Source organism: Solimonas variicoloris DSM 15731 (assembly GCF_000382285.1).
Classification (GTDB): domain Bacteria; phylum Pseudomonadota; class Gammaproteobacteria; order Nevskiales; family Nevskiaceae; genus Solimonas; species Solimonas variicoloris.
In genome coordinates, this window is sequence record NZ_KB907928.1 from 164,347 (window position 1) to 182,385 (window position 18,039).

Annotated in this window: 21 protein-coding genes and 2 tRNA genes; 16 read left to right on the forward strand and 7 right to left on the reverse strand. The window is 70.1% G+C overall.

The window, feature by feature from the left end; translation table 11 throughout:
• Positions 1-356: 356 nt before the first annotated feature.
• Genes H149_RS0106995 through H149_RS0107005 form a run of 3 tightly spaced genes read left to right on the forward strand, consistent with a single transcriptional unit; the run spans position 357 to position 2,285 of the window.
• Complete coding sequence (locus H149_RS0106995) at positions 357-701, forward strand: hypothetical protein (RefSeq protein ID WP_020649033.1); 345 nt, start codon at positions 357-359, stop codon at positions 699-701.
• 23 nt (positions 702-724) lie between these two features.
• Complete coding sequence (locus tag H149_RS0107000; RefSeq protein ID WP_020649034.1) at positions 725-1,363, forward strand: hypothetical protein; 639 nt, start codon at positions 725-727, stop codon at positions 1,361-1,363.
• A 19-nt stretch (positions 1,364-1,382) separates the two neighbouring features.
• A complete protein-coding gene (locus H149_RS0107005) occupies positions 1,383-2,285 on the forward strand; it encodes a hypothetical protein (protein WP_154654675.1) in 903 nt (300 codons plus the stop codon).
• A gap of 126 nt (positions 2,286-2,411) precedes the next feature.
• Here H149_RS0107005 and H149_RS0107010 read toward each other — a convergent pair.
• The 3 genes from H149_RS0107010 to H149_RS0107020 form a co-directional block, all read right to left on the reverse strand.
• Positions 2,412-2,488: transfer RNA gene (locus H149_RS0107010), tRNA-Val, on the reverse strand.
• Between the two features lie 72 nt (positions 2,489-2,560).
• Entirely contained in the window at positions 2,561-4,627 is a 2,067-nt protein-coding gene (uvrB, locus tag H149_RS0107015) for an excinuclease ABC subunit UvrB (RefSeq protein WP_020649036.1), read from the reverse strand.
• 125 nt (positions 4,628-4,752) lie between these two features.
• On the reverse strand, positions 4,753-6,624 hold the full coding sequence (locus H149_RS0107020; RefSeq protein ID WP_020649037.1) for an ATP-binding cassette domain-containing protein: 1,872 nt from the start codon (positions 6,622-6,624) through the stop codon (positions 4,753-4,755).
• Between the two features lie 108 nt (positions 6,625-6,732).
• On the opposite strand from H149_RS0107020, the gene H149_RS0107025 reads away from it, so the two are divergent.
• The 4 genes from H149_RS0107025 (at position 6,733) to H149_RS0107040 (ending at position 9,602) form a co-directional block, all read left to right on the forward strand.
• Positions 6,733-6,808 (forward strand) — tRNA-Asn (locus H149_RS0107025).
• 76 nt (positions 6,809-6,884) lie between these two features.
• Positions 6,885-8,081: an amino acid aminotransferase gene (locus tag H149_RS0107030; protein WP_020649038.1), complete on the forward strand. Its 1,197-nt coding sequence runs from the start codon at positions 6,885-6,887 to the stop codon at positions 8,079-8,081.
• 122 nt (positions 8,082-8,203) lie between these two features.
• Complete coding sequence (gene pncA, locus H149_RS0107035; RefSeq protein WP_026352952.1) at positions 8,204-8,863, forward strand: bifunctional nicotinamidase/pyrazinamidase; 660 nt, start codon at positions 8,204-8,206, stop codon at positions 8,861-8,863.
• A gap of 130 nt (positions 8,864-8,993) precedes the next feature.
• Positions 8,994-9,602 carry an OmpA family protein gene (locus tag H149_RS0107040; protein WP_020649040.1) on the forward strand — a complete coding sequence of 203 codons (609 nt, stop codon included), beginning with the start codon at positions 8,994-8,996 and terminating at the stop codon, positions 9,600-9,602.
• 70 nt (positions 9,603-9,672) lie between these two features.
• On the opposite strand, the gene H149_RS0107045 is transcribed toward H149_RS0107040, so the two are convergent.
• The gene (locus H149_RS0107045; RefSeq protein ID WP_154654676.1) at positions 9,673-9,939 is read right to left on the reverse strand and encodes a hypothetical protein; all 267 of its coding nucleotides are present in this window, start codon (positions 9,937-9,939) and stop codon (positions 9,673-9,675) included.
• Positions 9,940-10,221: 282 nt separating this feature from the next.
• Here H149_RS0107045 and H149_RS0107050 point away from each other — a divergent pair, with 282 nt between their 5' ends.
• Entirely contained in the window at positions 10,222-10,434 is a 213-nt protein-coding gene (locus H149_RS0107050; RefSeq protein WP_020649042.1) for a cold-shock protein, read from the forward strand.
• 58 nt (positions 10,435-10,492) lie between these two features.
• On the opposite strand, the gene H149_RS22065 is transcribed toward H149_RS0107050, so the two are convergent.
• Both H149_RS22065 and H149_RS0107060 read right to left on the reverse strand, forming a co-directional pair.
• The gene (locus H149_RS22065) at positions 10,493-11,812 is read right to left on the reverse strand and encodes an ATP-binding protein (RefSeq protein WP_020649043.1); all 1,320 of its coding nucleotides are present in this window, start codon (positions 11,810-11,812) and stop codon (positions 10,493-10,495) included.
• Positions 11,809-12,531 carry a response regulator gene (locus H149_RS0107060; RefSeq protein ID WP_026352953.1) on the reverse strand — a complete coding sequence of 241 codons (723 nt, stop codon included), beginning with the start codon at positions 12,529-12,531 and terminating at the stop codon, positions 11,809-11,811. Before H149_RS0107060 ends, H149_RS22065 begins: the two co-directional genes overlap by 4 nt.
• Before the next feature lie 78 nt (positions 12,532-12,609).
• Here H149_RS0107060 and H149_RS23120 point away from each other — a divergent pair, with 78 nt between their 5' ends.
• Genes H149_RS23120 through H149_RS0107085 form a run of 5 tightly spaced genes read left to right on the forward strand, consistent with a single transcriptional unit; the run spans position 12,610 to position 15,517 of the window.
• A complete protein-coding gene (locus H149_RS23120) occupies positions 12,610-13,035 on the forward strand; it encodes an EF-hand domain-containing protein (RefSeq protein ID WP_154654677.1) in 426 nt (141 codons plus the stop codon).
• Between the two features lie 44 nt (positions 13,036-13,079).
• Positions 13,080-13,601: a hypothetical protein gene (locus tag H149_RS0107070; RefSeq protein WP_154654678.1), complete on the forward strand. Its 522-nt coding sequence runs from the start codon at positions 13,080-13,082 to the stop codon at positions 13,599-13,601.
• Between the two features lie 16 nt (positions 13,602-13,617).
• A complete protein-coding gene (locus tag H149_RS0107075; protein WP_020649047.1) occupies positions 13,618-14,439 on the forward strand; it encodes a sterol desaturase family protein in 822 nt (273 codons plus the stop codon).
• On the forward strand, positions 14,436-14,681 hold the full coding sequence (locus H149_RS0107080; protein WP_020649048.1) for a hypothetical protein: 246 nt from the start codon (positions 14,436-14,438) through the stop codon (positions 14,679-14,681). Before H149_RS0107075 ends, H149_RS0107080 begins: the two co-directional genes overlap by 4 nt.
• Entirely contained in the window at positions 14,678-15,517 is an 840-nt protein-coding gene (locus H149_RS0107085) for an alpha/beta hydrolase (RefSeq protein ID WP_020649049.1), read from the forward strand. Before H149_RS0107080 ends, H149_RS0107085 begins: the two co-directional genes overlap by 4 nt.
• A gap of 14 nt (positions 15,518-15,531) precedes the next feature.
• Here H149_RS0107085 and H149_RS0107090 read toward each other — a convergent pair whose 3' ends face one another.
• Positions 15,532-15,750 (reverse strand): DUF4169 family protein, encoded by a 219-nt coding sequence (locus H149_RS0107090; RefSeq protein ID WP_039748415.1) that lies wholly within the window; start codon positions 15,748-15,750, stop codon positions 15,532-15,534.
• Positions 15,751-15,927: 177 nt separating this feature from the next.
• On the opposite strand from H149_RS0107090, the gene H149_RS0107095 reads away from it, so the two are divergent.
• The 3 genes from H149_RS0107095 to H149_RS0107105 all read left to right on the forward strand — a co-directional run bounded on the left by H149_RS0107095 (position 15,928) and on the right by H149_RS0107105 (position 18,035).
• A complete protein-coding gene (locus H149_RS0107095; RefSeq protein ID WP_020649051.1) occupies positions 15,928-16,215 on the forward strand; it encodes a hypothetical protein in 288 nt (95 codons plus the stop codon).
• Between the two features lie 82 nt (positions 16,216-16,297).
• Positions 16,298-16,567 (forward strand): hypothetical protein, encoded by a 270-nt coding sequence (locus tag H149_RS0107100; RefSeq protein WP_020649052.1) that lies wholly within the window; start codon positions 16,298-16,300, stop codon positions 16,565-16,567.
• A 145-nt stretch (positions 16,568-16,712) separates the two neighbouring features.
• Entirely contained in the window at positions 16,713-18,035 is a 1,323-nt protein-coding gene (locus tag H149_RS0107105; RefSeq protein ID WP_020649053.1) for a PQQ-dependent sugar dehydrogenase, read from the forward strand.
• Positions 18,036-18,039: the final 4 nt, after the last annotated feature.

Here is an 18,039-nt window from a genome sequence, read left to right on the forward strand (position 1 = left end):
CCGCCGCCGCACCAGCGCCGGGCCCGGCGCGGGGTCGCCGATCGGCCACCCGCAGCGTGCTTCGCACCGCGCGCGGAGGCCGCAGCAGTGTGCGCGATGGCGGCCTGCCGGGCGCACGTGCTTCAACGAGATGGTCCGCTTGGCGCGGGGCGGTCGTCGGGATGCGTCGCGACCCAGACCTGGCGCGATGCGGTTTTCGCGGAGGTCGCGGCGCCGGCGCTGGCCATTGCCCCGGCGTGCGTCCGGTCTCGGTGCCGCGGTCCCGGCCCGCCGCGGCAGTGGCGGCGAATCGGCTACAGTCGAAACACCGCGGCGTGATCGTGCGGCGCGGCTCTCGATTTCGACAGGGGGAAATCATGAAGAAGTTTCTCGTCGCGTTGCTGCTCGGCGGCACGGTCCTGCTCGGCGCCTGCTCGACGACCGGCCACTTCGTCACGCCGCCCGACACGCAACTGGTCGTGATGGGCCGCTCGCTCGAGGTGCCGGCCGATGGTGTCGTCACCACCAAGCCGTTCTTCTGGAGCGCCGCCGGCGGCATTCCGTATCGCCTCGAAAAGAACGGAGAGGTGGTCCAGGCCGGCAAGCTGCGCGCCAAGTTCCGCGTCGCCTCGATCTTCTGGCCGCCGGCTGGGGCGATCTACTGGCCGATGGGTTTCAACCCCGACATCACCTACGACCTGGTGCACCAGAAGCAGGAATAGCGTTCGTCGGGTCGGGTATTCGGATGATTCCGGAACTGCGCCCGCCGCGGCGGGCGGCGCGGCGGGAGCGCGATCTGCTGCCGTCGATCCTCGTGCTCGTGCTGATCCTCGGCGTCGGGGCCTACATTGGCTTGCGCAAGCTGGCGCCGCCTGAAGAGCTTGCTGGCGACGTCGAGTCGCCACCGGCGGCGTCCGTCGAAGGCGGACGTGTACCGGCGCCGGCTTCGAGCGCGGGGCCGACGCCAGAGCCCCTGCCGGATGGCACGCGCTTCGATTGCGGACTCATCAACGGCGAGCGCCGCTGCGTGCCGCGTTCGGCCGCCGCGGATGAATCAGGGCCCCCTGCGGCCGAGCGCGTGCAGCGGGCGCTGGACATCATGCGCGAGCGGTCGGCCTCGCCGCCGTCGCGCGGCGACAACCCCGCGCGCTATCCGAGCGTCGATGGCCTGCTCGCGACAGCCGAGCGCGACTGTCGGCTGGTACGGGCGGAGGGCAGCATCGCTTATCGGCAGTGCCGCGCCCGCTGGTGGCAGCACTTCCGGGACCATTGCATCGACTGGCGCGGACGGCTGAATCTGGCCTCCGCCGCGCAGTACGAGGCAGTGCGCAGTCAGACCGACGCGTTCTGCGGCGCCGAGCAGCGCTACCGCATCATCGAATGAAGCGCAGGATGGAGCCGTCATGAGCAAGTCGAACCGGTGGATGACGGGATGTGCATTGCTGCTGGCGGCCTGCGGTGGCGGAGGCAATGACGGCGGCGAGGATGCCGGCGGCGGTCCCGGCAGTCCCGTGCCACTTGCGCAGCCGATGTTCGAAGACTACGCCCAGCTGCAGGATGGTCCCTACCTCGCGGCCAGGCAGACCATGTCGATTGCCAATGGCTTCTTTCAGAGCAGCGATTGCGGGGCGCTGACGTCGGCCACGCTGGAAGACCGCGCTGCGCAGATCCGCGCTGAGGGCGGGATGGTCAGCCTCGACAGCGAAGATGCCTGGTGCGCGACCTCGGAGCGCAGCCGCTGGTGCCTGCGGCGCGGTGAGACAACGTTCGTTCAGGATCACTACTGGCTTGCACCAGACGCTTCTTCATGGACTCACGATCTGGAGATCGTGATGGCCTTCGGCATCGATGTCCATCGCGCGTATTTCTCGATCCACCTTCCGGATGCCGCCTCGGACAACGATCGCGAGAGCGGGCGCGCCCGCGCCGCCTGGCGCGATGTCGCCGCGCCGACTTCCGGCGAGTGCCAGCCGCCGGCATTTGAGCTGCCCGACGATGCGATCGATGGCGTCTGGCGGGGAGCGCGCCTGCGTTATGAGCCTGCGAGCGGCACGCTCAGCGAAGCGGCAGGCGAACTGCGTTGTACGGGAGGGGTCTGCACCTTGAGCGATGGGCCGATCGATTTCATCACGGGCATGCACCAGTTCGGGTCCTGGTTTGGTGTAAGGGCGCAGGCGGCCAGTCCGATCGTCGGCCTGTCGATGACCTCCGACGCGCGAGCATTGGCCGTCTGGACCTGCCCATCTCCGGGCGTCAGTGCCAGCCGGATCGGCAACTGCACGCTGTATGCGCTGACGCGCGAGTGAGGTGTGCGGCGTGCCCCGGCGATTCCGGCGGCGTGACGGATCGCGCGGAGGCGACTGAAAACGCGTCGCTTCGACTCGGCCCGAAAAACAAAAACCCCCGGCATCAGCCGAGGGTTCTTGCGGTGTTGGTAGGCGCGATTGGACTCGAACCAACGACCCCTACCATGTCAAGGTAGTGCTCTAACCAGCTGAGCTACGCGCCTAGGGTCCGTCGAAGGGCGCGAAAGATACCGTGTCGCCGGGCCGGGCGCAAGCCTCAGTGGATTTCCTCTGCGTCAGGCGGCGTTGACGAGGGCTTGTTCGCGCAGCTTGCGGATCTCGTCGCGCAGCTTGGCGGCGGCCTCGAACTCGAGGTTCATCGCGTGCTCCTTCATCTGCTTTTCGAGCTTGGCGATCTTCTTCGCCATCTGCTCGGGCGGCAGCACCTCGTAGCGCGCCTTGACCTCCGCGGCCTTGAGCGCGGCGCCGGCACCGACCTGGTAGTCCTCGTAGCCGTAGCGCATGACGTCGGCGATGCGCTTCTGCACGCCCTTCGGCGTGATGCCGTGCGCCTCGTTGTAGGCGATCTGCTTGGCGCGGCGGCGGTCGGTCTCGCTGAGCGCGCGCTTCATCGAGTCGGTTTCGCGGTCGGCGTAGAGAATCGCCTTGCCGTGCAGGTTGCGTGCGGCGCGGCCGATGGTCTGGATCAGTGAGCGCTCGGAGCGCAGGAAGCCTTCCTTGTCGGCGTCGAGAATGGCGACCAGCGAGACTTCCGGGATGTCGAGGCCTTCGCGCAGCAGGTTGATGCCGACCAGCACGTCGAACAGGCCGAGGCGCAGGTCGCGGATGATCTCGGCGCGCTCGACGGTGTCGACGTCGGAGTGCATGTAGCGGACCTTGACGCCGTTCTCGTGCAGATAGTCGGTGAGATCCTCGGCCATGCGCTTGGTCAGCACGGTGACCAGCACGCGCTCCTTCTTGTCGGCGCGCAGGCGGATCTCGCCGAGCAGGTCGTCGACCTGCGTCGAGGCCGGATGAATCTCGGTCGGCGGATCGATCAGGCCGGTCGGCCGCACGACCTGTTCGGCGATGGCGCCGGCCGAGTGCTCGATCTCGTACGGGCCGGGCGTCGCCGAGACGTAGATCGTCTGCGGACAGATGCGCTCGAATTCATCGAAGCGCAGCGGGCGGTTGTCGAGCGCGCTCGGCAAGCGGAAGCCGTATTCGACCAGCGTTTCCTTGCGCGAGCGGTCGCCCTTGAACATGGCGCCGATCTGCGGAACGGTGACGTGCGATTCGTCGAGCACGACGATCGCGTCCGGCGGCAGGTAGTCGAGCAGACAGGGCGGCGGCTCGCCCGGGTTGCGGCCGGAGAGATAGCGCGAGTAGTTCTCGATGCCGTTGCAGTAACCGATCTCGCGGATCATTTCGAGATCGAAGTTGGTGCGCTGTTCGAGGCGCTGCGCCTCGACGAGCTTGTTCTGCGCCTTGAGCAGCTTCAGACGCTGATCGAGTTCTTCCTTGATCGCGTCGAACATGTTGACGATCTTCTCGCGCGGCGTGACGTAGTGCGTCTTCGGGAAGATCGTCACGCGCGGCAGCTTGCGCTTGACCTCGCCGGTCAGCGGGTCGAATTCGGAGATCGTCTCGATCTCGTCGTCGAACAGCTCGACGCGGATCGCCGCCGCGTCGCTTTCGGCCGGATGGATGTCGATGACTTCGCCACGCACGCGATAGGTGCCGCGGTCCAGCGCGACTTCGTTGCGCACGTACTGCATCGAGGTCAGCTGGCGGATCAGCTCGCGCTGCGGCAGGCGCTCGCCCTTGACCAGATGCATCACCATCTGGAAATACTGCTCCGGATCGCCGAGGCCGTAGATCGCCGAGACCGAGGCGACGATGATGGTGTCGCGCCGCGTCATCAGCGCCTTGGTCGCCGACAGGCGCATCTGCTCGATGTGGTCGTTCACCGAGCTGTCCTTCTCGATGTACGTGTCGCTGCTCGGCACGTACGCCTCCGGCTGGTAGTAGTCGTAGTACGAGACGAAGTACTCGACCGCGTTGTCCGGGAAAAACTCGCGGAACTCGCCGTAGAGCTGCGCGGCCAGCGTCTTGTTCGGCGCCATGATCAGCGCCGGGCGCTGCAGCTCGTTGATGACGTTGGCGATCGTGAAGGTCTTGCCGGAGCCGGTGACGCCGAGCAGGGTCTGATGGGCGAGGCCGTCGCGCAGCCCCTCGACCAGCGTCGCGATCGCGGTCGGCTGGTCGCCGGCCGGCTGCCAGTTGGCCTTCAGATGGAACAGGCCGGCGTCGCGGTCCTTGAGCCGGCGGTCCTTGAGTTCGTCGCGGGGTGCTTCGCGCATGGCGGCAAGATGGGGCCGACGCCGGCCCGGTTCAACAGGGCCCTACAGCCTACTCCAAGGCGACGCCGCACCGGGTGGCGGTGCGCGTGTCTGCTGACGGGAAGGTGTCAGCAGACACGTACGGCTCAGCGGCTTTCGAGTTCTTCCCAGCGCGCATAGGTAGCGGCGAGCTGCGCCTGCAGTGCCGCGAGCCGCTTCTGCATCTCCGTGGCCTTGCCGGGATCGCTCGCGTACAGCTCGGCGAGCTTGAGGCCCAGCGCCTGCTGCTCGGCTTCGAGCTTTTCGATCTTGCCCGGCAGGTTCTTCAGCTCGCGACGCTCGTCGTTGCTGAGCGCCGGCCTGGCCGGCGGCGGGGCGGCGACCGGTGCCGGTGCCGGCGCCGCGGTCGGCTTCGGCGCGGCGGACTTGGCGGCCGGCGCGGGGCGCTGGCGCAGCCAGTCACTGTAGCCGCCGATGTATTCGCCGATGCGGCCTTCGCCCTCGAACACCAGCGTGCGCAGCACGACGTTGTCGAGGAAGGCGCGATCGTGCGAGACGACCAGCACGGTGCCGTCGAAATCGGTGATCAGTTCTTCGAGCAGGTCCAGCGTCTCGACGTCGAGATCGTTCGTCGGCTCGTCGAGCACCAGCAGGTTCGCCGGCTGCGAGAACAGCTGTGCGAGCAGCAGGCGCGAGCGCTCGCCGCCGGACAGTACATGCGTGGGGCTGCGCGCGCGGTCCGGCGTGAACAGAAAGTCCTGCAGATAGCTCATCACGTGCTTGCGCGCGCCGCCGATCTCGATGAACTCCTTGCCGCCGGCGATGTTCTCCCAGACCGGCTTGCTCTCGTCCAGCGTCGAGCGCAGCTGGTCGAACCAGGCGATTTCCAGATTGCTGCCGATGCGCACCTCGCCGCTGTCCGGCTGCAGCTGGCCGAGCAGCAGGCGCAGCAGTGTGGTCTTGCCGGCGCCGTTCGGGCCGACGACGCCGATCTTGTCGCCGCGCAGGATGGTCGTCGAGAAATTGCGACAGATCAGCTGCTCGCCCCAGCGGTAGCTGAGGTTCCTGGCTTCGGCGACGAGCTTGCCGGAGCGCTCGGCCTCCTGGACCGTGAACTGCGCGGTGCCCTGCAGCTTGCGGCGCTGCGCGTACTGATCGCGCATCTCGTAGAGGCGCTTGACGCGGCCCATGTCGCGCGTGCGCCGCGCTTCGATGCCCTTGCGGATCCAGGCCTCTTCCTGGGCGAGCTTCTTGTCGAACAGCGCGACTTCCTGCGCCTCGGCGTGCAGGCGCTCCTCGCGGCGGCGCAGGTAGTTGTCGTAGTCGCCGGGCCAGCTCGTCAGCCGGCCGCGATCGAGCTCGACGATGCGCGTCGCCAGCCGGCGCAGGAACGCACGGTCGTGGGTGATGAACAGCAGCGCGCCTTCCCAGGCCGCCAGGAAGTCCTCGATCCAGGCGATCGCGTCGACGTCGAGATGGTTGGTCGGTTCGTCGAGCAGCAGCAGATCGGGCTCGGCGGCGAGCGCGCGGCCGAGCAGCACGCGGCGCTTGAGGCCGCCGGACAGCGACTCGAACGCGGCATCCGGCGGCAGGCCGAGACGCGAAACGACGCCATCGATGCGCGCATCGAGCGCCCAGCCGTTCTGCGTGTCGAGCACGTGCTGCAGCTTGCCGAGGCGGTCGAGCTGCTCGGGGTCGTGCAGCAGCAGGTGGTGGTATTCGGCGAGCGCCGCGCCGACCGCGCCGGCGCCGCTGGTGACGATCTCGCGGACCGTACCGCTCAGGCCCTTCGGCACGTCCTGCGGCATCTCGGCGATGCGCAGGCCCTGGGTGCGGATCACCTCGCCGTCGTCGGCGTGCTGCTGGCCGGTGATGACGCGCAGCAGCGTCGACTTGCCCTCGCCATTGCGTCCGAGCAGGCAGACGCGCTCGCCGCGTTCGATCGCGAAGTTGACGCCATCGAGCAGCGGCGGGCCGCCGAAACGCAGGGTGATGTTCTTGAGAGCGAGCAGGGTCACGGTTGGGGATTCCGGCGAGGGATGCGGATTCTAGCCGCCGGCAGGGTCGGCATGCGGCCAAGCATTGCATCGGCGGCCGCCGCTCACTAGAATGCGCACCCCTGCCGATCCGCGATAGCTCAGTCGGTAGAGCAAGTGACTGTTAATCACTGGGTCCCTGGTTCGAGTCCAGGTCGCGGAGCCAAACATGGAGGGTCTGCCGGATGGCAGACCCTTTTTTGTGCGGCAGCGATCCTGATCAGCGCTCCCGAGGATTCCGCATGTCCCTCTTCTCCGCCGTCGAAATGGCGCCGCGCGACCCGATTCTGGGCCTGAACGAAGCTTTCGCCGCCGACAAGAACCCCAACAAGATCAACCTCGGCGTCGGTGTCTATTACGACGACAACGGCAAGCTGCCGCTGCTGCAGTGCGTGCAGGCCGCCGAGAAGGCGCTGATGGAAAAGCCGACGGCGCGCGGCTATCTGCCGATCGATGGCATCGCCGCCTACGACGCCGCGGTGAAGGGCCTCGTCTTCGGTACCGACAGCGAGCCGGTCCAGAGCGGCCGCGTGGCGACCGTGCAGGCCATCGGCGGCACCGGTGGTCTGAAGATCGGCGCGGACTTCCTGAAGAAGCTGAACCCGAAGGCCAAGGTCCTGATTTCCGATCCGAGCTGGGAGAACCACCGCGCGCTGTTCACGCAGGCGGGCTTCGAGGTCGGCACCTACCGTTACTACGACGCCGCCAGCCGCGGCATCGACTTCGCCGGCCTGCTCGCCGACCTCAAGGCCGCCGCGCCGGGCACGATCGTCGTGCTGCACGCCTGCTGCCACAACCCGACCGGCTACGATCTCACGGCCGCGCAGTGGGAGCAGGTGATTGCCGTGGTCAAGGAAGCCGGCCTCACGCCGTTCCTCGACATGGCCTACCAGGGCTTCGGTTCGGGTCTGGCCGAGGACGGCGCGGTGATCGGCAAGTTCGTCGCCGCCGGCCTGACCTTCTTCGTGTCGACCAGCTTCTCCAAGAGCTTCAGTCTCTACGGTGAACGCGTCGGTGCGCTGTCGGTGCTGTGCGCGAACAAGGAAGAAGCCGATCGCGTGCTGTCGCAGCTCAAGATCGCCATCCGCACCAACTACAGCAACCCGCCGACGCACGGCGGTGCGGTGGTGGCGGCGGTGCTGAATACGCCGGAACTGCGCGCGCAGTGGGAGCAGGAGCTGGCCGAGATGCGCCAGCGCATCAAGCTGATGCGCAGCCGGCTCGTCGAGGGCCTGAAGGCGGCGGGCGTGCAGCAGGACATGAGCTTCATCACCCAGCAGGTCGGCATGTTCAGCTACTCGGGCCTGAGCAAGGAGCAGATGCAGCGCCTGCGCAGCGAGTTCGGCGTCTACGGCGTGGACAGCGGCCGTATCTGCGTCGCCGCACTCAACAGCAAGAACCTGGACTACGTCTGCAAGGCCATCGCGGCGGTGATCTGAGCGTCATCGCGGCGGCCCGAAGTCTGGTTCGCTGACACTGGAAAGCCCCGGCCCGGCCGGGGCTTTCGCATTTCCGGCGCGGCGCTACGCTGCGCGGCAGGTTTGTCCTTGCGAGTTCGTCGATGCCCTCGTCTGCTGCCCTTCTTGCGCCGCCCGCCGATCCGCGCGCCGTGCTGCTGGTGATCGACGTGCAGAACGACTTCATGCCCGGCGGGCGCCTGCCGGTTGCCGATGGCGACGCGGTGGTGCCGCTGATCAACCGGCTGGGCGCGCGCTTTGCCCATGTCGTGCTGACGCAGGACTGGCATCCGGCCGATCACGCCTCGTTCGCCAGCCAGCATGCCGGGCGTCAGCCGTTCGAGCAGATCGCGCTGCCATATGGCGCGCAGACGCTGTGGCCGGATCACTGCGTGCAGGACAGCGCCGGCGCGGCGCTGCATCCGGACCTCGCGCTGCCGCAGGCGCGGCTGCTGATTCGCAAGGGCTGCCACCGCCAGGTGGACAGCTATTCGGCTTTCGTCGAGGCCGACCGCCGCACGACCACCGGCCTGGCCGGCTACTTGCGCGAGCGCGGCGTCGATACGGTCTATCTGGCCGGCCTCGCGCTCGATTTCTGTGTGGCCTGGTCGGCGCTCGATGCCCGCGCCGCGGGCTTCACGACGGCGGTGATCGACGACGCCTGCCGGGCGATCGACCTCGACGGTTCGCGCGAGCGTGCCTGGCACGACATGACGGCCGCTGGCGTGCGGCGCCTGCAGCTGCGCGATCTGGCGTCGGCCTGAGCCTGAGCGCCGGTCGCGCGCGCAGCGGGCGGCCGGCGGTTCAGGTGGACTTCATTTTGAGGGGCTACTTTCCCGACCGTTCGCGACTGCTCGCGGACAACCATGACCAGGGATCCAAGGAGAGTCGTCGATGAAGACGTACGGAGTCGCCACCAAGCTCGCGATCGGCCTGACGGCGGTCGTGCTGGCCGGTTGCCATCATTATGTGAAACAGGAGGATTACGACGCGGCCATTGCCGAGCTTCGCGCCAACGACGCGGCGCTGCGCAATGACCTCAATGGCCTGAAGAGCGAGCTCGACAGCCGCTTCGCCGCCTACGACGCCAAGATCTCGCAGCTGCAGGGCCGCGTGCGCGTCGATCTCGGTGCGCACTTCGACTACGACAAGGCGGCGCTGCGCGAGCAGGACAAGCCGGCCCTCGACGAGTTCGCCGCGGTGATTCGCGAGCACCACCCGAACGTGCTGGTCACGGTCGAAGGGTTCACCGATGCCGCCGGCTCGGCCGGTTACAACAAAAAGCTCGGCCTGAAGCGCGCCGAGGCCGTGCGCGACTATCTCGTGCAGACCGGCGGCCTCGACGCCGGCAAGGTGCGCGCGGTCAGCTACGGCAAGGACAAGAACCGTCAGGTCGAGCCGGGCGCCTACGGGGCGCAGGGCGAGGCCAATCGCCGCGTCGCGCTGGTCATCGACCATGCGCCGGCCGACGCGGCCGCGACGAGCGCCGGCGCCGCCGGCTGACGGCCGCGCAGCTCGTGGTACCACGGACCGGCCGCTGGCCGGTCTTTTTTTGTGCCCGGCGCCGGCCGCCTCACAGGCCTTGCGCGGTCCAGCTGTCGGGGCGGCGCCAGCGGCCGGGCGCCGTCTCGATCGGCGCTGCCGCCAGCGGCGCGCGCAGCAGGCCGAAGTTGCGGGCGCACTGCGCGGCCTCCCAGGCCAGCGGCGGGCGCGGGCGGCGGCGCAGCTGATCGAGCGTCGGGGCAGGCATCGGCATTGCGGCCGGGAGGCGAGGATCAGGAGCGATGCGGGAAAGCGGCGGGACGAAAGCGTCCGCGCCAAGCAGGTTGGCGATTTCCATATCGGTTCTCGGGCAGGGACTGCGGTCAGGTGCCGCACGGCGGCACATCGGTCTGGCTGTCGTTGGATGCGGATGGCGGCCGGGCGGTTTGCAGGCCCCGAAGCGCCGAGTCGACAAATGCGCGGCGATCGCGTACTGTGAGTACCGCAGTCGCCTCAAGCAGTGTCATCCGTTGGACATCCGCCACTCCGGTGGCATGAATTTCCCGATGCGTTCCTCTTGACCGTATGCACCCCGCGGGCGGGATGGCCCGTTTATCAATTTGTTGAAAGGAATGTATCCATGAGCAATGTTTCGACCGGCACCGTGAAGTGGTTCAACGACGCCAAGGGCTTCGGCTTCATCACGCCGAGCGAAGGCGGTGAAGACCTCTTCGCGCACTTCAAGGAAATCCAGGGCACGGGCTTCAAGACCCTCGCCGAAGGCCAGCGCGTCGAGTACACGGCGGCTCGCGGCCCGAAGGGCATGCAGGCCACCAAGATCCGCGCGATCTAAGCCGTCCTGAGCTGTAAAAAAACCGCGGCCCCGGCCGCGGTTTTTTGTTGTCCGGCGTTTATGTCCTGGCGTTGGCGAGCGGCAGCCGCACGCGGGCCCGCAGGCCACCACCCGGCGTCTCCTCGAGACGGAATTCGCCGTGATGCTGGCGGACGATGTCGGCGACGATCGCCAGCCCGAGGCCGGAACCGCCACCGTCGAGCGTGCGGGCATGGTCGCGGCGATAGAACGGCTCCAGCACTGCCTCGCGCTCGGCGGCCGGGATGCCGGGACCATGGTCGTCGACCCGCAGCTCAGCCTGCGCGCCGTCGCGGGCGAGATGAATCTCCGCGGCACCGGCGTACTTGAGCGCGTTGCCGACGAGATTGCTGAGCACGCGCGCCAGCCCGAGTGCCTGGCCGGACACGACCAGTGTCGCCGGCGCCTGCAGCGACACCTGACCGCCCTCGGCGTGGCGTTCGCGCCGCTCGCGCTCGGCGAGCGCGACCAGATCGACCGCCTCGGGCGGCGCGTCGCCGGCCGCTTCGGTGCGCGCCAGCGCCAGCGCGTCGCGCAGCAGCTGGTGCATGTCGTGCAGGTCCTGGCCGGCGCGCGTGCGCTGCTCCGGATCGTCGATCAGCTCGACGCGCAGGCGCAGGCGCGTCAGATAGGTGCCGAGGTCGTGGCTGATCGCCGCGAGCAGGCGCGTGCGCGCTTCGAGCAGGCGATGGATGCGCTCGCGCATGCGATTGAAGGCGTCGACCAGCTGGCGCACCTCGCGCGCACCGCTCTCCGGCAGCGGCGTGCCGTCGGCGTTCGTGCCGATGCGCTCGACTGCGCGGGCCAGCGCTTCGAGCGGGCGGATCTGCGCGCGCAGCGCCCACAGCGCGGCGAGGCCGATCGCGCCGACCAGCAGGATCGTCGCCAGCGCGAACGGACGGCCGAGCGTGCGCCGCAGCGTGGCGCCGCGGACTTCGGCCTCGAGCACGCGTCCGTCCTGCAGCGCGACCGCCACGCGCAGTGCGCCACTGCCGTCGCCGTCCTCGTCGCCGGCGCGCTGGCCGCTGACGGACAGCGCGTGGGCGCGCAGCGTGGCGGCGCCGCGCTGCAGCAGCGCCGCCACGCGCGGATGCTCGTCGTGGTCCTGCGCGCCGAGCGGGCCGGGGCGCAGACTGAGCCGGAAGTCGGGCGAGGTCGCGGCGCGCAGGATGCGGTCGCTGTTCGCCGGATCGGCTTCCAGCAGCTCGACGATCGCCGCCAGCCGGCCGGGCAGCGGCGCCAGCGGCGTTCGTCCGGTGTCGCTGGCGCGCTGCAGGTAGAACGCGCCGAGCAGGGTCATCGACACCAGCAGCAGGGTCGTCACCATCAGCACGGTGACGCGGAGCGCTAGACCGATCACGGCGCGACGCGCTCGACCAGCGGCGTGAACAGGTAGCCGCCGTTGCGGACCGTGCGGATCAGGCTCGGATGCGCAGGATCGGGCTCGATCTTGCGGCGCAGCCGCGAGGCGGCGATGTCGATCGAGCGATCGTAGATCTCCCAGCTGCGGCGCCTGGTGAACTCCATGATCTGCTCGCGGCTCAGCACGCGCTGCGGATGGTGCACGAACATCGCCAGCAGGTCGTAGTCGCCGGCGGACAGTTCGATCGGCGTGCCGTCGTCGCGGCGCAGTTCGCGCGCGCCGAGATCGAAGACGTAGCCGGCGAAACGCAGGCACTCGTGGCCGCTCGGCTGCAGCGTCGTCGCCGCGGCGGTGCGGCGCAGCACGGCGCGGATCCGCGCCAGCAGCTCGCGCGGATTGAACGGCTTGCCGAGATAGTCGTCGGCGCCGAGTTCGAGGCCGATGATGCGGTCGAGATCCTCGTCCTTGGCGGTCAGCATCACGATCGGCAGATGGCCCTGCGCGCGCAGGCGCCGGCAGATCGACAAACCGTCCTCGCCGGGCAGCATCAGATCGAGGATCAGCAGGTCGGCGCGCTGGCGGGCGAGGGCGACATCCATCTCGCTGCCGGAGCGCACCCACTCGGCCGCGTAGTTCTCGCGCTCGAGCAGGGCGCGCACCAGCGGGCCGATCTCGCGGTCGTCCTCGACGATGACGATGCGGGCAGCGAGATTCATGCGCGGCGGCTCCGGGACGTACATGCCGCTTTATAGCCGAGCGCAGAGGGCCGCGACACGCTTGTTACACGGCGTCACATGGCGTGCGGCGGCGGACACCTGCGTGCCGACGTCGCGCGGCACTCTGGCCGCACTGTTACCGACCGGAGCCTGCCCATGAACCGCCGTCGTCTGTTGCCCGCCCGGGTGGCGTGGCCCGTCGTCGCTTTGCTGCTCGCCGCACTGGCGCTGCCGGCGGCCGCCCAGCCGCCGGCCGACGCGCCCGGCGGCGCGCGCATGAAGGCCGTCGACACCGACGGCGACGGCGCGATCAGCCGCGACGAGGCCGCGGCCGCGCTGCACGCCGAATTCCGGCGGCTCGACCGCGATCACGACGGCGCGCTGCGCGAGGACGAGTTCGTCGCCGCGCGCCTTGAACGCTTCAGCGCGGCCGACGCCGACGGCGACGGCAAGCTGACGCGCGCCGAACTGCGCCAGCGGGCGCGCGCCGCGCGCGGTTCCTGAGCCATCACGCTTCGATTTTCCCCTTCCCCCAGCGGAGCTTCGCCATGTCCCGTTCCCTTCGTACTCCCCATTTCCTGACCCTCACCGGCGCGGCGCTGTCCGCGGTGCTCGCCTGCAGCGCCGTGCTGCCGCGCGACGCCGAGGCGCGCGAGCGCCAGCACAGCGTCTCGCGCAGCGGACCCGAAGGCCGCACGGCGCAGCGCAGTGCGCAGGTCTCGGCCCAGCCCGGCCACCGCGAGGCCGAGCGCACGCAGCAGGGCCCGAACGGCGCCACGCGCGAGGCCGAGCGCGGCTACGACGCCGCGACCGGCACCGCCTATCGCGACGTCACGGTCACCGGCGCCAACGGCCAGACGGTGACGCGCGGCGGCCAGACCGTCGTGCAGCCGGGCAGCGTCAGCCGCTCGCGCAGCGTCACCGGCCCGCACGGCGAGACCGCCTCGCGCAGCGCCACGCGCAGCTACGACGCGCAGACCGGCGCGCGCTCGGCCGAGGTGGTGAAGACCGGCCCGAACGGCGGCAGCGTGGTGCGCGAGGTCGAGCGCACGCCGGCTTCGGCGCCGTAAGCGGCAGGCCGGTGCGATGTTCGCCTCGTTCGCCGCCGGCGCGTCGCACCGGCCGCTGCTGCCCCTGCTGCTGATGCTGCTCGCGCTCGCCGAGCTGGGCTGGCTGGCCTGGCGCCGCCGCGGCGGCTACGACTGGCGCGAGAGCGCCGCGTCGGCCGCGGTGGCGTTCGGCAACGTCGGCGTGCGCGCGCTCAACGCCGCGCTGCTGGCGCCGCTGTTCGCCTGGGTCTACGCGCACCGCCTGTTCGATGCGGACCTCGGCGGGCCGTGGGCGCTGGCCGGTGTCGTGCTGCTGGTCGACTTCCTCTACTACTGGATGCATCGCAGCAGCCACCGCCTGCGCTGGCTGTGGGCCACGCACGGCGTGCATCATTCGACGACCGAACTGAACCTGTCGGCGGCGTACCGGCTCGGCTGGACCGAGCTGCTGTCCGGCGCCTGGCTGTTCCTGCTGCTGCCGGTGTGGCTCGGCGTGCCGCCGCTCGCGGTGACCGCGGCCTTCGCGCTCAGCCTCGCCTATCAGTTCGCGCTGCACAGCCGCTTGATCGGCCGGCTCGGACCGATCGAATGGGTCTTCAACACGCCGACCCATCACCGCGTCCACCACGCCTGCAACGCCGAACTGCTCGATCGCAATTTCGGCGGCATCCTGATCATCTGGGACCGCCTGTTCGGCACCTTCGCGGCGGCACCGGCGGCGCTCGAATTGCGCTACGGTGTGCCCGGCCGGCCGCCGCGCTACCACCCGTTCGCGATTGCGTTCGGCGAGTGGCGCGCGATGTTTGCTGACTGGCGCCGTGCGCGTGGCTGGCGCGCCCGGCTGAAGGCTTTCGTATGAACGCATTCGCGTCCGCTGCCGTGCAGATCCTGCTCGGGCCGATCTGCGCCGCCGTCGTCGCCTGGTGGCTGCATCGCCGCCGCCGGCAGCGCCGCCGTGCGCGCTCACGCGCGCGGCGCTGGGCGGCGCCGCTGTCGCTGCTGGCGCTGGCCGCCTGCGAGAGCACCGCCGCGCAGCGCGATCTTGGCGACTGGAGCGATGGCGTGCCGGTGCATCCGCTCGCCGTCACCGACGCGCCATGAGACGCGGCCTGCGCCGCGCCGCGCTGCTGCTGCTCGCCGTCGTGTTGCCGGCCTGCGCGGTGACCGCGGACGGCGAGGGGCGCGTCGAGCGCGAGCTGCGCTACACGCCGCCGGACTGGCCGCAGGCCCTGACGCTCGATGTCTACGAACCCGTCGGCGACGGGCCGTTCCCGGCGGTGCTGCTCATTCACGGCGGCGCCTGGCAGCGCGGCTCGCGCGCGCACATGGCGCCGGTCGCGCGCCAGCTCGCCGCGCACGGCTATGTCGCCGTCAATGTCGACTACCGGCTGGCACCCGCGTATCGCTTTCCGGCGCCGCTGCAGGATTTGCAGCAGGCGCTGCGCTGGACGCAGGCGAATGCGGCGCGCTACCGCATCGATCCGCAGCGTCTCGCGGCCTGGGGCTACTCGGCCGGCGCCAATCTGGCCGCCTTGCTCGGCGGCATCGGCACCGCGCCGCCGTACGGCGCGGCGTCGGTGCGGCTGCGCGCGGTCGTCGCCGGCGGCACGCCGGCGGATCTGACGCGCTTCCCCGACAACCGCATGGTCGAGGCCTATCTCGGCGCGCCGTGCTCGCAGGCGGCGGCGCTGTGCCGCGCGGCATCGCCGGCGCTGCAGGTCGACGCGCAGGATCCGCCGGTCTTCCTCTACCACGGCAGCGGCGACCGTCTGGTGCCGATCGCGCAGGCGCAGACCTACCGGCAAGCGCTCGATGCCGCCGGCGTGCCGAACGCGCTGTTCGTGGTGTCCGGCGCCGGCCATATCGGCGCGGTGCGGCATGGCGACGAGGCGGTGCGCGCGGCGCTCGAGTTCCTCGGCCGCCACCTGCGCGGCTGAACGCGCGACCGCCTTCAGTCCGGCGTGCCGGGCGCGTCGGCGTCCGCCGGCGCGTCGCCTGGTTCGCGGTGCAGCTGATCGAGGCGTTTGCGCGCGTCCTCGGCGCGCGCCGCATCGAGCGTCTTCTCGGCCTTGCTGCGGCCGAAGCGCACGCGATTCTCGGCCGCCTGCCGCTCGGCTTCGGCGCGCGCCTTCTTCTTGCGCGCCTTGTTGAAGTTGATGATCTCGGCCATCGCACGCTCGCCGCGGGGGAACGTGCCGAGCATAGCCAAAGACGCCGCCGGCGGCTCGTGCGGCGTCCTACGCGCCCCGTCCGCCGTGGCTGACATCGGTGTCGGGGGCGCCCGCGATGGCGGCGTGCCGCGGCGCGGCAAGAATGCGCCCGGGCCTTCACTTTCCTGCGCGCCGCCATGATCGACCCGCATACCGCCGACACTTCCAGCCGCCCGGCCAGCCAGTGGCCGATCGGTATCCGCCTGCGCTTCCGCCCGGATGCGAGCCTGAATCCGCAGTACGAGCATTTGCGCGGCAAGCCGCTGCTGGTGCTATCGCGCCTGCAACTGCTCGGTCCCAACGAACAGGGCTGCTATTCCTGGCGCCAGCAGATTCTCTCGCTGAGCACCGGTCGCGTCGGTTGGGCGCGCCCCGAGCAGCTGACGCTGCCGATCGACGATCCCGCCGAGGACGACGGCTTCTGAGGTCTGGCGAGGCCGCCGCGCGGCGAGGCGGTCGGAACCGATGGTAGGCTTCGCGTTCCCCCATCGGTTTTCGAGCAAGAGCATGAATGAAGGTCTCTTCCGTCTGCAGACGTCCGCGCAGCTGGCCGTGCTGACCGACGCCGTCGCCCTGCTGCTGGCGGACCACAGCGTCAGTGCCGGCGTGCCGCTGTCGCGCCTGCACGAGGGCATGGTCGGCTATCTGGCCGACGCGGTCCGGGCCCGGGCCGGCAACGACGCCGAAGCGACGCTCGGCCTCGAAGGCATGCTCGAGGAAGCCGCCGACGATCTGTTCTCGCGCGCCGCGCGCATGCTGGCCGAAGCCGCGAACTGAACCGATGCGCGCGCCGGCCCGGCACGTGCGCGGCCTGCGGGCGGCGGGGCTGCCGCCGCGCGCCATGAGCACGCGCTGCGCGCCCGTTCGCGGCGGTGCCGGCCGTCTGCCAGCCGTTTTCCGGTGGTGGTGCGGGCCGCGCTTGATGCGGGCCGCGCTGGCGCCCGTTCTTTGCGCCGCGCTGTCCGCCTGCGGCGGCCCGGCGCGGCTGTCGGTCGAGCAGGGCACGGGGCCCGATCCGCAGCTGCCGGCGCCGGAAAAAGCCCTGCTGCCGGTCGTCAACATCGCGCCCGCGATCGGCTGGCCGGCGGGCGGCAAGCCGACCGCGGCGCCGGGACTCGCGGTGCGTGCTTTCGCCGACGGCCTGGACCATCCGCGCTGGCTGTACGTGCTGCCGAACGGCGACGTGCTGGTTGCCGAGACCAATGCGCCGCCCAAGCCCGAGGACGATGCCGGCCTGCGCGGCTGGGTGGCGAAACAGATCATGAAGAAGGCCGGCGCCGGCGTGGCTAGCGCCAATCGCATCACCTTGCTGCGCGACAGCGACGGCGACGGCGTCGCCGACCAGCGCAGCGTGTTCCTGCAGGGCCTGCAGTCGCCGTTCGGCATGGCGCGGGTCGGCGACACGCTCTACGTCGCCAACACCGACGCGGTGCTGAGCTTCCCGTACGAGAACGGCCAGACGCGGATCGCGGCGGCCGGCACCAAGCTCGTCGATCTGCCGGCCGGACCGCGCAACCATCACTGGACCAAGAACCTCATCGCCAGCCGCGACGGGCGCCGGCTGTACGTGACGGTCGGCTCGAACAGCAACGTGGCCGAGAACGGCGTCGAGGCGGAAGCCGGCCGCGCGGCGATCTGGGAAGTCGACCTCGGCAGCGGCGAGGCGCGCGTCTTCGCGTCCGGCCTGCGCAATCCGAACGGCATGGCCTTGGAGCCGGACAGCGGCGAGCTGTGGACGGTGGTCAACGAACGCGACGAGATCGGTTCGGACCTCGTGCCGGACTACCTGACGTCGGTGCGCGACGGCGGCTTCTACGGCTGGCCGTACAGCTATTACGGCCAGCATGTCGATGCGCGCGTGCAGCCGCAGAAGCCGGCGCTGGTCGCCCAGGCGCTCGTGCCCGATTACGCGCTCGGCCCGCACACCGCCTCGCTCGGACTGGCCAGCGCGCGCGGCAACCGGCTGCCCCCGGCGTACGCCAACGGCATGTTCATCGGCCAGCACGGTTCGTGGAACCGCAGGCCGCTGAGCGGCTACCAGGTGATCTTCGTGCCGTTCGCCGACGGTCAGCCGCGCGGCCTGCCGCGCGACGTACTCGGCGGCTTCGTCAGCGCCGACGGCAAGGCCTATGGCCGTCCGGTCGGCGTCGCCCTCGATGCGCGCGGCGCGCTGCTGGTCGCCGACGACGTCGGCAACACGATCTGGCGCGTCAGCGCCGCATCGCCCTCGGCTGCATCGCCCTGAACGC

What these genes read in the sequence shown, in the direction of transcription:
- H149_RS0107000 (WP_020649034.1), top strand. Translation starts at nt 725, where the DNA reads ATGATTCCGGAACTGCGCCCGCCGCGGCGGGCGGCGCGGCGGGAGCGC.
- H149_RS0107050 (WP_020649042.1), top strand. Translation starts at nt 10,222, where the DNA reads ATGAGCAATGTTTCGACCGGCACCGTGAAGTGGTTCAACGACGCCAAG.
- pncA (WP_026352952.1), top strand. Translation starts at nt 8,204, where the DNA reads ATGCCCTCGTCTGCTGCCCTTCTTGCGCCGCCCGCCGATCCGCGCGCC.
- H149_RS0107040 (WP_020649040.1), top strand. Translation starts at nt 8,994, where the DNA reads ATGAAGACGTACGGAGTCGCCACCAAGCTCGCGATCGGCCTGACGGCG.
- H149_RS0107105 (WP_020649053.1), top strand. Translation starts at nt 16,713, where the DNA reads ATGCGGGCCGCGCTGGCGCCCGTTCTTTGCGCCGCGCTGTCCGCCTGC.
- uvrB (WP_020649036.1), bottom strand. Translation starts at nt 4,627, where the DNA reads ATGCGCGAAGCACCCCGCGACGAACTCAAGGACCGCCGGCTCAAGGAC.
- H149_RS0107075 (WP_020649047.1), top strand. Translation starts at nt 13,618, where the DNA reads ATGTTCGCCTCGTTCGCCGCCGGCGCGTCGCACCGGCCGCTGCTGCCC.
- H149_RS0107085 (WP_020649049.1), top strand. Translation starts at nt 14,678, where the DNA reads ATGAGACGCGGCCTGCGCCGCGCCGCGCTGCTGCTGCTCGCCGTCGTG.
- H149_RS0107100 (WP_020649052.1), top strand. Translation starts at nt 16,298, where the DNA reads ATGAATGAAGGTCTCTTCCGTCTGCAGACGTCCGCGCAGCTGGCCGTG.
- H149_RS0107005 (WP_154654675.1), top strand. Translation starts at nt 1,383, where the DNA reads ATGAGCAAGTCGAACCGGTGGATGACGGGATGTGCATTGCTGCTGGCG.
- H149_RS0107080 (WP_020649048.1), top strand. Translation starts at nt 14,436, where the DNA reads ATGAACGCATTCGCGTCCGCTGCCGTGCAGATCCTGCTCGGGCCGATC.
- H149_RS0107030 (WP_020649038.1), top strand. Translation starts at nt 6,885, where the DNA reads ATGTCCCTCTTCTCCGCCGTCGAAATGGCGCCGCGCGACCCGATTCTG.
- H149_RS0107090 (WP_039748415.1), bottom strand. Translation starts at nt 15,750, where the DNA reads ATGGCCGAGATCATCAACTTCAACAAGGCGCGCAAGAAGAAGGCGCGC.
- H149_RS0107045 (WP_154654676.1), bottom strand. Translation starts at nt 9,939, where the DNA reads ATGGAAATCGCCAACCTGCTTGGCGCGGACGCTTTCGTCCCGCCGCTT.
- H149_RS0106995 (WP_020649033.1), top strand. Translation starts at nt 357, where the DNA reads ATGAAGAAGTTTCTCGTCGCGTTGCTGCTCGGCGGCACGGTCCTGCTC.
- H149_RS0107060 (WP_026352953.1), bottom strand. Translation starts at nt 12,531, where the DNA reads ATGAATCTCGCTGCCCGCATCGTCATCGTCGAGGACGACCGCGAGATC.
- H149_RS0107070 (WP_154654678.1), top strand. Translation starts at nt 13,080, where the DNA reads ATGTCCCGTTCCCTTCGTACTCCCCATTTCCTGACCCTCACCGGCGCG.
- H149_RS0107095 (WP_020649051.1), top strand. Translation starts at nt 15,928, where the DNA reads ATGATCGACCCGCATACCGCCGACACTTCCAGCCGCCCGGCCAGCCAG.
- H149_RS23120 (WP_154654677.1), top strand. Translation starts at nt 12,610, where the DNA reads ATGGCGTGCGGCGGCGGACACCTGCGTGCCGACGTCGCGCGGCACTCT.